The sequence below is a fragment of the Rhodococcus sp. DMU2021 genome (assembly GCF_019641445.1).
Taxonomy (GTDB): Bacteria; Actinomycetota; Actinomycetes; order Mycobacteriales; family Mycobacteriaceae; genus Rhodococcus; species Rhodococcus pyridinivorans.
Map to the genome: position 1 here is coordinate 284,724 of NZ_JAIFKB010000004.1, position 12,746 is coordinate 297,469.

Below are 12,746 nucleotides of genomic sequence, written 5' to 3' on the forward strand. Positions count from 1 at the left end.
CACCAGGACAGTAGCGGGGCGGGGACATGGCTATGAGAAGAGTGTGGGCGGCAACGGTGGCCGCAGTGGCGGCATGTGCAGCAGTATTCGCTGCAATGCCTGCGGCGCAAGCCAATCCGCCCGGATGTCCGACCCTGGACGTGGTCGCTGTGCCTGGAACATGGGAGACCTCGAACACCCCCGACCCCGGCCGCGGGAACGGCATGCTCGCCCAGGTCACGTCCAATCTTCCCGCCGGCGCCCGCGTCGACTACGTCGCGTATCCCGCCACGGCCTTTCCGTGGGAGGGCGACGTGTACGCGGCCTCCCGCAATCGCGCCGTCGACAACGCACGCGGCATCATCGCGGCCACCGCCGAGCGGTGCCCCCTCACGAACTTCGCCCTCGTCGGCTACAGCCAGGGTGCCGATGCCGCAGGCGATCTCGCCGCCGAGATCGGCACCGGGCTGGGAGTGATCGGTCCGCACCGCCTCGTCGCGGTGGGTCTGCTGTCCGATCCGCGCCGCTCCGAACTCGACCCGTTCGTCGGTCCGCCCGTCGCCGGCACCGGTGCGGGAGGTGCCCGCGCGGGAGGCTTCGGATTCGTAACGCCCAACGTGCGCACCATCTGCGCGGTGGGCGACCTCTACTGCTCGACGCCGCCGGAGGACTTCGTCACGCGACTGGCCGGCTTCCTCGCGATCTCGGCGGGCAGCCCGTTCGAGCAGCTCGAGAACTACCGCGACGAGGCGACGGCGCTCTACAACGACATCATGACCGCCGGGGGCATCCCGATGCTGCAGCTACAGCTCACGCCCGAGGCGAACGAGCTGCGCGAGCAGAAGATCCGAACCTTCTACGAGTCGCAGATCCACCAGGACTACTCGAACTACGTGGTCGACGGTCGCGGAACGACGGCCACGCGGTGGCTGCACGACTGGATCGCCTCGAAGACCTGACCATCAATCGATGTCGAATCGTGCGCCCACACGCATGACACGGGGCGCGAAGCGCATCAGCCACTTGCGGACCTTCGCGCCCGGGGCGACCGTCACCACAGGCTTGTTGTGACGGACAGCCCCGACGATCGCCTTGGCCACCTTCTCCGGCGCGATGTGCAGGCGCCGGTACATCGCGAGGGTGCGGGTGCGTCGTGCTGCTCGTAGTTCCTTGTTCGGCGCGACGTACTCCGTCGCCCGGGTGAGGTTGGTGTCCACCAGGTCGGGACACACGACGGTCACGCCGATCCCGTGTTCGAGCAGTTCGGCGCGCAGGCACTCCGACAGCATGAACACCCCGGCCTTGCTCGTCGTGTAGGCGGCGAGGTTGCGTTGCGGCATGTACGCCGCGGCCGACGAGACGTTGACGATCTGCCCGCCCGTGCCGGCCTCGATCATCTGCTCCGTGAAGGCGCGGCAGCCGTAGACCACTCCCCAGAAGTTCACGTCCATCACGTTCTCGAAGACGCTCTGCGGAGTGTCGGCGAAGGCACCGATGACACCGATGCCCGCGTTGTTGACGAGCACGTCGGCGACGCCGTGCCGTTCGCGAACGGTCTGCGCGAACTTCCGGACCTGCTGTTCGTCGGAGACGTCGAGTTCGTAGGCGTGAGCGGCGCCGCCGAAGACGGCCTCGGAACCTCCGGCACCGGGAGCCGGGACGTTCACGAGCGCCACCGTCTCGCGGGCGCTGTCGAGATCCTTGTCTGCCACGACGACGATGGCACCTTCGGCGGCGAAGGCGATCGCCGAGGCCCGGCCGATCCCGCTACCACCACCGGTGACGACGACGAGGGCGCCGGTCAGGTCGCGCAGGCGGCTGCGTAGTGCAGCGCCGGCGCGCCAGCGGCGTATCTGGGCGATCCGAGAGGTCACCCCACCATCGTGACGCACTCGCCGCGTGTGGTCCGGTCAGTACAGGAACTCGCGGTAGAGCTCGCGTTTGCCCGGCTCGGCGTCGGCCGGGATCTCGATCGAGTGGAGTTCGGCGTGCATGTCGCGCATCGAGGGGACCGCCGCGCGGTCGGGATAGGTCGACGGATCCCACAGCTTGGCGCGGAGCAACGCCCGCGCGCAGTGCAGGAAGACCTCGTCGATCTGCACGATCACAGCGAGCTGCGCCGGCTTGTTCTGCAGCGACAGCTTCCCGAGCAGGTCGGGGTCGGTCGACAGCGTGGCGCGGCCGTTGATCCGCAGCACCTCCTCGTCGCCGGGGACGAAGAACAGCAGCCCGACGTGAGGGTTCTCGAGGATGTTCCGGTACGAGTCGGCGCGGCGATTGCCGGGCCGGTCGGGCAGCGCGATCGTGTGGTCGTCGAGGACGAGCACCGCCGACTCGATGTCGCCGCGCGGCGAGCAGTCGCAGTTGCCGACGGCGTCGGCGGTGGCGATCGTGAAGAACCGCGCCAGCGACAGGAAATGCCTGATGAGCGGCGTCAGGTGTGGTCGCGCCTTGTCGACGATCGCCGGGTGCGGAATGCCCAGGACGGCCTCGAGCTCGTCCTGTGTCCGTATCCCGCCGTGTACGAGTTCGTCGATCCTGTCCGCATCCATCCGGTGCACCTCCGGCGGTGACCGTATCAATCCTGCACGGGAAGATCACGTCGGCGTCCGTGTCATGCCCTGGTCAGGGGCTGCACAGTCGATTGCTTCCGGTCACCGGGACGACCCGGGAGGCAGGACTCCGGACCCCGGTAGAACGGGTGGCGACGCCCCCGCCCGGAAGGATCGAGATGACCGACTCCGCCCTGCTGGCCTCCCTCCTCGAACGCGTACAGCTCCTCGAGGACAAGGCTGCGATCCACGAGGTCCTCACGGCCTACGGCCCGGCCGTCGACGCCGGTGACGCCGAGGCGGTGGGGGAACTGTGGGCCGAGGACGCCGTCTACGACGTCGACATCCGCCTGATGGAGGGTCGCGACGCCATCATGAAGATGGTGCGCACCCGACCGCACCAGGACTACATCGAGGAGGGCTGCGGTCATCTGCTCGACCCGGTGCACATCCGGGTCGACGGCGACACCGCCGTCGCGACCTGCCACTCCCTGCTGCTGCGCCGCAACGCCGATTCGGATTCGTTCCGGGTGTGGCGGGTGAGCGCCAATCGTTTCGAACTCGCCCGGATCGACGGCAGCTGGAAGATCGTGCGCCGCACGTCGCGGTTGCTCGACGGCAGCACCGCCGCCCGCGACCTCCTCGCGAGCGCACGGCGCTGAACCCACGACTCGCGGGTGGGCGCTGGGGGCTCACCCGCGGCCGGCTCCCGGGGCGCTCAGACGCGCAGGGTGTCGCGTACGTGCCCGGTCTCGTTGATCGACGCGACGCGGCGCGCGCCGCTGCGTGAGACGAGGATGCGCGTCACCGACGCGTACTCGATGGGGAACATCAGCGGCCGGGGCAGCTCGAGCAGGTGCTGCAGCACGATGTTCACGACCCCACCGTGGGCGAACAGCGCCACGGTCTCGGCGTGGTCGCACGTGTCCACCACGTGGTCGATCCCTCGCAGCACCCGCGTGCGGAAGGCGTCCCCGTCCACGAAATCGGGCAGGTGACCTGCCAGGATGCGCTTGTAGGCGGCCGGTGCGACGTCCTTCGCGGCGTCGATCGTGAAGTAGTGGTCGTGGCCGTAGTCGTACTCGGCGATGTCCTCCATCTTCTCCACGTCGAGCCCGCGTCGTTCCGCGACCGGCTCGGCCGTCTGCAGGGCCCGCAACTGCGGGCTCGAGAACAGGCGGGTGATGTTGTAGGGGGACAGCGCGTCCGGCAACCGCGACGCCTGGAGACGACCGGCCTCCGTGAGCGGCGGGTCGGCGCCCCCGGTCTCGGCGCGGGCGTTGTTCGGCTCGGCGTGACGGATCAGGAGTAGCTGCACGACCTCACGATGCCAGGTGGAGCGGTTTCACGTGAAACCACCCGTCAGGAGCGCCGCGGCTTCGTGAACGGGAACGCCAGCGACTCGCGGATGCTCCCTCCGAGTACGAGCATCACGATCCGGTCGACACCCATACCGAGGCCGCCGGTGGGAGGCATCGCGTATTCGAGTGCTTCGAGGAACTCCTCGTCGAGTTCCATCGCCTCCTCGTCACCGCCCGCGGCGAGCAGCGACTGCTCCGTGAGGCGAGCACGCTGGTCGAGCGGATCGGTGAGCTCGCTGTAGGCGGTCCCCAGCTCGACACCCCAGGCCACCAGGTCCCACTTCGCCGCGACACCCGGCTTGCGGGGGTGCGGCCGGGTCAACGGCGACACCGAGGTCGGGAAGTCGGTGTAGAAGGTGGGGAACTCCGTCTTCGATTCGACGAGGTGCTCGTACATCTCCTGCGCGGTGGCGCCGGCGTCCCAGGCCGGGTTGTAGGGGATCTCGTGTTCGTCGCACAGGCGTCGCAGGACGTCGACGGGGGTCTGCGCGTCGACGAATGTCCCGAGCGCCTCGGAGATCGCGTCGTGGAAGGTCTTGACGGGCCACTCGCCGGAGATGTCGATCTCGACCGGGATACCGTCGGGTCCGGGCCGCAGGATGATCTCGCGTCCGTGTGCCGCGCGGGCCGCTGCCTGGATCAACTCGCGTGCGACCACCCGCATCTTCTCGTAGTCGCTGTGCGCCTCGTATGCCTCGAGGATCGTGAACTCCGGGTTGTGCTTGAAATCCGCACCCTCGTTGCGGAACACCCGGCCGATCTCGAAGACCTTCGCCATGCCCGCGACGCACAACCGCTTCAGATACAGCTCGGGGGCGATCCGCAGGTACAGATCGGCGTCGTAGGCGTTGATGTGCGTGATGAACGGTGCGGCGTTCGCGCCGCCGTGCACCGACTGCAGGATGGGGGTCTCCACCTCGAGATAGCCGCGCGCCTGCAGTTCGTCGCGTAGCGACCGCACCACCGCGCTGCGTGCCGCGAGGTGGTCGCGTGCCCCGCGGTCGATCGCGAGATGCAGATAGCGTTGCCGCACGCGGGCTTCCGGGTCGACGAGGCCGTGGTACTTGTCGGGCAGCGGATGCAGGCACTTGCCGTCGATGCGCCACGAGTCGGCGAGCACCGAGATCTCGCCGGTGCGGCTGCGTCCCACCTCGCCCGACACCTCGACGAGGTCACCGAGGTCGAACAGGAAGCGTTGTCCGGCAACCCGTTGCCGGTCGATGAGGATCTGGATGTCGCCCGACCAGTCGCGCAGCACCGCGAACAGCACACCGCCGAAGTTGCGGATGCGCAGCAGGCGTCCCGCCACGGTCACCGGGGTGCCGGACTTCGCGGCCCGGGCCTCGGCGGCCGTGTGGGTCGGGGGATGCGCGACCGGATAGGGATCGACACCGTGCTCGACGATCCGCTGCAGGGTGTTCATCCGCACCTGGACCTGTTCGGGGCGGCGACGTCCGTGCGAGACGGCGGGCGTGCCGTCGGCAAGCTCGACGTCGGGTGCGCTGCCGTCGTCGTGCAGTTCTGCCGCGGCCACCTGGTCCTCGGGGAACGCCGAGTGTGTTCCCGTGTGCTGCTGGGTGTTCCGACGACCGAAGGTGGGGAGGGTGAGGAAGCCCTCGGCGATCGCCGACGCGAGCGCGACGCGCGGGATGAGCCGGTTGTCGCGGAAACACAGGAAGCGGGGCACCCATTCGGGGTGGTACTTGACGTTGGACCGGTACAACGCCTCGAGCTGCCACCACCGTGAGAAGAACAGCAGGATCGACCGCCACAACCGCAGGATCGGGCCGGCACCGATCCGCGCGCCCTCCTCGAAGACCGACCGGAAGACCGCGAAGTTCAACGAGATCCGCTCGACGTCGAATTCGGCACCGCGTGAGGCGAGCTCGGAGACCATGAGTTCGACGACGCCGTTGGGGGCCTGCGGGTCGCGGCGCATGAGGTCGAGTGACACGCCGTCCGATCCCCAGGGCACGAGCGAGAGCATCGCGACGACCTTGCCGTCCGCGACCGCTTCGACGAGCAGGCAGTCGCCGTCGAGCGGGTCGCCGAGCCGGCCGAGGGCCATCGAGAAACCGCGCTCGTTTTCGGTGTCGCGCCAGGCCTCGGCGCGCTGGATCGCCGCCGACAGCTCGATGGGTGACAGTTCGCGGTGACGCATGATCCGCGCGGTCACACCGTGTTTGCGGGCGCGGTTGACGGCCTGCCGCACCGGTCGCATGTCGCGTCCGGCGAGACTGAAGTCGCGGGTGAGCAGGACGGCCTCGTCGCCGAGCTGCAGCGCGTTCAGACCCGCACGGTGGTAGGCCGTCGCACCGTCCTCGCTCGCCCCCATCACCGCGGGTGTCCACCCATAGGCGCGGGCGAGGTCGAGCCATTCGTCGATGGCGTGTGGCCACGCTTCGGGGTTGCCGATCGGATCACCGCTCGCGAGGCACACGCCGAGTTCGACGCGGTAGGTCACCGCGGCCTTGCCGCTGGGGGCGAACACCACGGCCTTGTCGCGGCGGGTCGCGAAGTAGCCGAGCGAATCGTCGCTCTGGGCGAGCAGACCGCGGATGGCCGATTCGTCACTGCCGGTGAGCGCGTTGCTCGCTCGCTGTGAACGGAACAGCACCACGACCGCCGCGAGCACGGCGAGGGCGCCGAGGAGGCCGAGGATCGTGTTGACCAGCCCGTTCGGGCGGCCACCGAACTGGTCGTTGTCGATGAACGTCAGCGCGGTGACGCGGTTGAGCGCCCACAGGAACCGGTCGGTAGCGGGCAGGGTGCCGGGGAACAGTTCCACCAGGCCCCAGCCGATGAGCGTCGCGACGACCAGACCACCCACGAGCACACCGAGTGCGGCCCAGGCGTTTCCGCGCCGCACGCGCGTGTAGAACTCGGGATAGGACAGCAGCAGGAGCGCGACGATCAGCAGGTGGACGACCAACGCGACGAGGTGGTTCGGGTCGCGCTCGACGATGCTCATCACGAGATTGGTGATGGAGAATCCGCCGAGGTAGATCGTCAGGATCCACCACGCGATGCGTTTTCGGCCGGCGATCGCACCGGCGAGCAGGCCGAGGACGAGCGCGAACGACAGGCTCGTGTCGGGGGCGTCGAAGTAGTACTCGTCGAGATATTCGCGCGGGGCGTGGATCCAGTAACGCAGGGTCGGGGAGATCGACCACAATGCGACCACGACCGCGTAGATGCCCAGGATCAGGCCGAAGATGTGCGGTACGGCGGACAGACGTCCACCGACACGGTCGGTCAGCGACGGCCGGGAGGGCGGTCGGGCGTCCTCCACCGGACGCGGGCGCTCGACAGGAGCGGCGGAATCCGCAGACATGGAATAGAACGGTAACGGGCAAACGCGGCAGCCGTGGGACGAACGGCCGCGGGACCGGATCACATGCCCGGTCCCGCGGCCGTTCTCATCCGCTCATGCGCCTGTCAGTAGCACTGCGCGCTCAGCGCGCTCATGAGCGCGGCGCTCCCGCGGTCGCGACGTCCTCGGAGGCGTCCGGCTCGGACGGTTCGGCCCGCGCCGGCTTGCTCGGCCACCAGATCTTCTTGCCGATGTCGATCGTCAGGGCCGGCACCACCAGCGACCGCACGAGCAGCGCGTCGAGCAGGACACCGAAGGCGACGATGAACGCCAGCTGAGCCAGGAACAGCAGTGGGATCACCGCCAGCGCCGAGAACGTGGCCGCGAGCACCACGCCGGCGGACGTGATGACACCACCGGTGACGGTCAGCGCCCGCAGGGTGCCCGCACGGGTACCGACCTTCTTCGTCTCCTCGCGGACGCGGGTCATGAGGAAGATGTTGTAGTCGATACCCAGCGCCACGAGGAAGACGAACCCGAACAGAGGCACCACCGGGTCGGCGCCCGGGAAACCGAACAGGTGGTTGAACACGAGCGACGAGATACCGAGGGTCGCCGCGAACGAGACGATCACGGTGAGCATCAGCAGGATCGGTGCGACGACCGCCCGCAGCAACGCGATGAGCACCAGCAGCACCACGAGCGTCACAACCGGGATGATGACGGTGCGGTCGCGGGTCGCGGTGTCCTTCGTGTCGAGGTCGACGGCCGTGGGTCCGCCGACGAGTGCCTCGGCCCCGGGCACGGCGTGCACCGCCTCGCGGATGCGTTCGACGGTCTCCTCGGCGGCGAGGGAGTCGGCGGGATCCGAGAGCGTCGCCTGCACCGCGACCAGTCCGTCGACCACGCGCGGCGCGCCGTCGGGTCCGGGGACGGGCTGGACGGTCGTCACGCCCTCGACGCCCTCGGTGGCGCCGACGACACCCTCGAGCGCGCCTTCGCGGGCGACGACGATGCTGGGCGAACCGGTGCCGGCGTCGAAGTGCTCACCGAGCACCTCCTGGCCGGACTTCGAATCGGTTTGCAGGAGGAACAGATCCGAGGACGCGACACCGCTTGCCTTGAACTGCGGTGCCAGCAGGGCGAAGGTGACGAGCACGAGGCTGCACACGATCCAGATGGGACGCGGCTTCGACCCGACGAAGTCGGCCACCCGGCCCCACACCTTGTGGGACTTCTGCATGTCGTCGGCGTCGGCGTTCGGGTCGTAGACCGGGCGGGTGGGCCAGAACGCGACGCGGCCGAGCAGCACGAGCACTGCGGGCAGGAAGGTGAGCGACGCGAGGAACGACGTCGCGATGCCGATGGCGGCCACCGGGCCGAGACCGCGGTTGGAGTTCAGGTCCGACAACAGTAGGCACAGCACACCGAGGATGACGGTGCCGGCCGACGCCGCGATCGGCTCGATCGAGCCGCGGAGCGCGCTGCGCATCGCGGCGTACTTGTCCTGCTGCAGTCGCAGTTCCTCGCGGTACCGGGAGACCAGCAGCAGCGCGTAGTCGGTGGCGGCGCCGAACACGAGGATGAACATGATGCCCTGGCTCTGGCCGTTGAGCGCGATCGCTCCGGCGTCGGCGAGCACATAGATCAGCAGGCTCGCGAGGGCGAGTGCGAACAGCGCCGAGATGATGACGACGAACGGCAGGATCGGGCTGCGGTAGACCACCACGAGGATGACGAGGACGACACCGCCCGCGACGAGCAGGAGCAGTCCGTCGATGCCGCCGAAGGCCGACGACAGGTCGGCGGCCTGCCCGGCGGGGCCGGTGACGTAGACGGTCAGGCCGTCCGGTGCGCCTTCGAGGGCCGTCCGGAGTTCCTCGACGGCCTCCTGGACCTCCCCGGAGGCGTCGAGCGGCACGATCATCTGCGCCGCTGCGCCGTCCTCCGACGGGATCGGCGGTGGTCCGGCCGATTCGGTGGCGAGGAAGGCGAGGTCCTCGTCGGTGATCCCACCGTCGCGTTCGGCGACGACGATCGCGGGGATGAACTCGCTCTCGTTGAACTGCGCGTACAGCTCGTCCGCGCGGGTGGATTCGGCCGATGCCGGGAGGAAGGTGCTCGCGTCGTTGGAGGCGACCTCGCTGAGCTTGCCTGCGAACGGGCCGCCGCCACCGGCGGCCACGAGCCACGCGATGAGCAACAGGGCGGGTAGCAACCACCGCCATCGGCCGGTTCTACGTGGGGGCGCGGTAGCAGTGCTCAAGATTCCTCCTGGCGTGAACGGATATGTCGACCCACGCGGGGGCGTGGACGCCTACCGGCGTGTGATCGAACTCGAGCGCGACGACGCGACCGGTGGCGGCTCTCCGGTCGCGGTCTCGGACCCGGCGACCCTGCGCAGGCTCCTGCACGAGATCGTTCGTTCCCACAGCGCTCCTCGTGACAGCCCGCGGAATACCCATGATCGGGAGATTCCACCCCTTCACGGGGTGTGAGCCGGCCCCCGCCCCGGGAAACGGAGAGATTCGCCGGATGAGCGCGCGGTAGGGTTCCGCATGGTCTCCGCCCACCGGACCCACGCCGACGTTGTCTCCGCACTGCGAGCGGCCGGGTGCGTGTTTGCCGAGGAGGAGGCGCAGCTGCTCGTCGAAGCCGCTCCCACACCCTCGGATCTGGAGCGGCTCATCGCGCGGCGGGTCGGCGGAGAACCCCTCGAACACGTACTGGGACAGGTCTTCTTCCACGGCAGGCGCATCGCGGTGCGAGAGGGGGTGTTCGTCTCCCGTCGCCGCACCGAGTACCTGGTGGACTGCGCGATCGAACTCGCGCGGCCCGGCGCCGTGATCGTCGACATGTGCTGCGGGTGCGGTGCCGTCGGTGCCACGCTCGCCACCGCCGTCGAGGCCTGCGAGGTCTACGCGGCCGACATCGATCCCGTCGCCACCGCGTGTGCCCGCCTGAACCTGCCGCCCCACCGGGTGTTCGTCGGCGATCTGTTCGACGCCCTGCCGGGCACGCTGCGCGGTCGCGTCGACGTGCTCGTCGCCAACGCGCCCTACGTGCCGTCGGGGGCGATCGCGTCGATGCCGCGGGAGGCGCGCTGCAGCGAGCCGCGACATGCACTGGACGGCGGACCCGACGGACTGGACGTCCACCGTCGGCTCGTCGCCGACGCGGGTCGGTGGCTCACCGACGGTGGGTCGCTGCTCGTCGAGTCGGCCGCGTCGCAGGCACCCGTCGTGCGCGACCTCATGACCCGGGCCGGACTCGACGCCGACACGCGGGGTTTCGAGGAGGCCGACGCGACCGTCGTCATCGGCACCCGCCGATGACGTGCTCGCTGCCGCGAACATGTCAGTCGAGCGGCAGCTGAGCGAAGATCGCGGTCGGCTGGGTCGACCCGCCCGTCGGTTCCACGCTGAAGGCGAGCGCGGTGGCACCCGAGATGTCCTCGAGCACCGCGGTCGTCGACGGCGCGACGTCGTCGGGTGTCATCGTGCCTGCGGGCTCCATTCCCTCGGGCCCGACCAGCCACATCTGGTAGACGCTGCCCTCGGCCGGCGGGGCGACGTTGTTCATCACCAGCACGCCGGCGTCCTCCTCCTTGGAGAACACCACGGTCGCGGTGCCGCCACCGTCGAGCTCGCCCGACGAGGTCCGTACGTCCTCGGCGGCGAAGACCCGCTCGCTCGTGCCCGGCTCGGACGTGTTCTGCCATTGACCGGCTACCACGACGCCGCCGATCGCGACGATCACGGCCGCTGCCGCGGCGAGCAGGAAGTTCCGCCGTCGGGCCTGGCGGCGCTCGTCGAGGGAGACGGGCGGGGGAGGGTGATCGTCCTCCGCCCGAGGTGCCTCGGTCGCCTCCGGCTCACCGGGTCGTTCCGTGTGCGTCTTCTCGGCGGGCGTCTTCGCGGTGAGTTCGGCGTGGACCAGATCGAGCAGTCGCACCCGGAGTTCGGGCGGCGGCTCGGTCGCGGTACCGGCCGACATCGCTGCGAGGGTCTCGCGGACCTCGCGGACCTCGACGCCGAACCGTTCGGCCACCTCCGGGTCTGCTTCCGCGAGTCGCTCGGCAAGCTCTCGACGTTCGTCGGGCGTGACGGCATCCAATGCGAAGATGGGTGCCATGTCGAGCAGATCGCGCGAGGAATCGTTCGCCTCGTCAGCCATCCACAGTCACCCCCAGACAATTCTTCAGTCGTTTCAGGCCGTCCCGGATGCGCGACTTGACCGTCGGCAACGGGGACGAAAGTTCTTCTGCCACTTCGGTATACGTAAAGCCTCTGTAGTAGGCGAGCTCGACCGAGCGTCGCTGCAGTTCGGTGAGCGAACCCAGACACTCGTTCACCCGGCGGCGATCGTCGCGCTGCGCTACCTCCTCGCTCACCGAGTCGAAGGCCGCGTCGACGTTCGTCGAACCGTACTGCGACTCGCGGTCGGCTCCGGACTGTTCGCTGCGGACCCGGTCGACGGCACGCCGATGGGCGAGCGTGATGATCCACGACAGAGCGGAACCCTGACGCGGGTCGTACTTGTCGGCCGACCTCCATACCTGGAGGTAGACCTCCTGGGTGGTCTCCTCGCTGTAACCGGGATCCCGCAGGACCCGCAGCACCATGCCGAAGACTCGGGAACGCGTCGCGTCGTACAGTTCGGCGAACGCCGTAGGGTCCTGCCGGGCCACCCGCCCGAGCAGTTCGCCGAGGGTATCGGTATGGCCTCCGACGCCGGTCATCGGCTCAGTCCGCTCATCGAGGGAAAGCCTAGCCTGGACATTCCCTCCACTCAAGGCAACCGTGTCGACCACGAGCGTCACCCCATCCACATCCGAGCACGTAGAACAGTCGTGAGATCGGCCGGCAGCCGTTCGCCGCTGACGGTCGCGGTGAACACCGGGACGCCGGGTCGCCGCAGGGCGACCGAGACCGCGAACGTGTCGCCGGCCCGGGTGATGATGTCGATCTCGTCCGAGCGCAGCGTGTAACAGTGCCGTCCGTTCCGGCGCGAATGGATCTCCGCGACCACGCAGGCCAGGGAACCGCTCGGATCGTGACACCAGAACAGGTTCAGCGGATCCGGTCCGAGACCGAGGCGCCGGATGTTCAGCAGCGCAGTGATGCGCCCGACCGGAACCCGCACCCCGTCGGCCACGAGCTGATCCTCGACCCGCCCGCGGAAGGTGTCCGAATCGCTCGCGACGAAGTGGTCCCACGGCTCGAACCGCATCAGCGTGCGCAACCACCAGGACGAAGGCATCGACTCGTCGACATCCATGACCCAGCTGAAGCCGCGGTACTCGAGCGAGGGGCGCTCGGCCGAGCCCTGCGCGTGGCGGACGAAGGTCCGGTAGATCGCCGGCACGACCGCCTCCCGGCCACCCGGGAACTCGACGTCGTCGCCGATCATCGCGACTGCGCGGGGAAGGTCAGGATGCATGGTCGTCTCCGGGGCACGGGGTCGGTTTCCCCGACAGTGTGCACGTGAGGAAATCGGCTGTGGTGTCGGCCCACCAGCGCGGGTCGGTGAGGAGGAAGT

At 69.0% G+C, this 12,746-nt stretch carries 11 protein-coding genes; 3 read left to right on the top strand and 8 right to left on the bottom strand.

Annotated features, from left to right (window positions below; translation table 11 throughout):
* Positions 1 to 95: 95 nt before the first annotated feature.
* Positions 96 to 938, top strand: coding sequence for a cutinase family protein (locus K3M35_RS09690; protein ID WP_220666340.1), 843 nt, complete (start codon positions 96 to 98; stop codon positions 936 to 938).
* 3 nt (positions 939 to 941) lie between these two features.
* Here K3M35_RS09690 and K3M35_RS09695 read toward each other — a convergent pair whose 3' ends face one another.
* Together K3M35_RS09695 and K3M35_RS09700 are read right to left on the bottom strand one after the other, a co-directional pair.
* Positions 942 to 1,853, bottom strand: a complete 912-nt coding sequence (locus K3M35_RS09695) for an SDR family NAD(P)-dependent oxidoreductase (RefSeq protein ID WP_019290417.1) — start codon at positions 1,851 to 1,853, stop codon at positions 942 to 944.
* Positions 1,854 to 1,889: 36 nt separating this feature from the next.
* On the bottom strand, positions 1,890 to 2,531 hold the full coding sequence (locus K3M35_RS09700) for an MSMEG_1061 family FMN-dependent PPOX-type flavoprotein (RefSeq protein ID WP_019290416.1): 642 nt from the start codon (positions 2,529 to 2,531) through the stop codon (positions 1,890 to 1,892).
* A 179-nt stretch (positions 2,532 to 2,710) separates the two neighbouring features.
* Here K3M35_RS09700 and K3M35_RS09705 point away from each other — a divergent pair, with 179 nt between their 5' ends.
* Positions 2,711 to 3,193 carry a nuclear transport factor 2 family protein gene (locus K3M35_RS09705; protein ID WP_024102596.1) on the top strand — a complete coding sequence of 161 codons (483 nt, stop codon included), beginning with the start codon at positions 2,711 to 2,713 and terminating at the stop codon, positions 3,191 to 3,193.
* 56 nt (positions 3,194 to 3,249) lie between these two features.
* Here the strand turns inward: K3M35_RS09705 and K3M35_RS09710 are convergent, their stop codons facing one another.
* From K3M35_RS09710 to K3M35_RS09720, 3 genes are all read right to left on the bottom strand, one after another.
* Positions 3,250 to 3,849 carry a histidine phosphatase family protein gene (locus tag K3M35_RS09710; RefSeq protein ID WP_019290415.1) on the bottom strand — a complete coding sequence of 200 codons (600 nt, stop codon included), beginning with the start codon at positions 3,847 to 3,849 and terminating at the stop codon, positions 3,250 to 3,252.
* A 44-nt stretch (positions 3,850 to 3,893) separates the two neighbouring features.
* The gene (lysX, locus tag K3M35_RS09715) at positions 3,894 to 7,226 is read right to left on the bottom strand and encodes a bifunctional lysylphosphatidylglycerol synthetase/lysine--tRNA ligase LysX (protein ID WP_259443803.1); all 3,333 of its coding nucleotides are present in this window, start codon (positions 7,224 to 7,226) and stop codon (positions 3,894 to 3,896) included.
* A gap of 130 nt (positions 7,227 to 7,356) precedes the next feature.
* Positions 7,357 to 9,471, bottom strand: a complete 2,115-nt coding sequence (locus K3M35_RS09720) for an MMPL family transporter (RefSeq protein WP_220666341.1) — start codon at positions 9,469 to 9,471, stop codon at positions 7,357 to 7,359.
* A 292-nt stretch (positions 9,472 to 9,763) separates the two neighbouring features.
* Between K3M35_RS09720 and K3M35_RS09725 the strand changes: the two genes are divergently transcribed.
* On the top strand, positions 9,764 to 10,540 hold the full coding sequence (locus tag K3M35_RS09725; RefSeq protein ID WP_064061453.1) for a putative protein N(5)-glutamine methyltransferase: 777 nt from the start codon (positions 9,764 to 9,766) through the stop codon (positions 10,538 to 10,540).
* Positions 10,541 to 10,562: 22 nt separating this feature from the next.
* Here K3M35_RS09725 and K3M35_RS09730 read toward each other — a convergent pair whose 3' ends face one another.
* From K3M35_RS09730 to K3M35_RS09740, 3 genes are all read right to left on the bottom strand, one after another.
* Positions 10,563 to 11,381 carry an anti-sigma factor gene (locus K3M35_RS09730; RefSeq protein WP_220666342.1) on the bottom strand — a complete coding sequence of 273 codons (819 nt, stop codon included), beginning with the start codon at positions 11,379 to 11,381 and terminating at the stop codon, positions 10,563 to 10,565.
* Positions 11,374 to 11,946 (bottom strand): sigma-70 family RNA polymerase sigma factor, encoded by a 573-nt coding sequence (locus K3M35_RS09735; protein ID WP_024102602.1) that lies wholly within the window; start codon positions 11,944 to 11,946, stop codon positions 11,374 to 11,376. Before K3M35_RS09735 ends, K3M35_RS09730 begins: the two co-directional genes overlap by 8 nt.
* 77 nt (positions 11,947 to 12,023) lie before the next feature.
* Positions 12,024 to 12,647, bottom strand: a complete 624-nt coding sequence (locus tag K3M35_RS09740) for a DUF1365 family protein (protein ID WP_220666343.1) — start codon at positions 12,645 to 12,647, stop codon at positions 12,024 to 12,026.
* Positions 12,648 to 12,746: the final 99 nt, after the last annotated feature.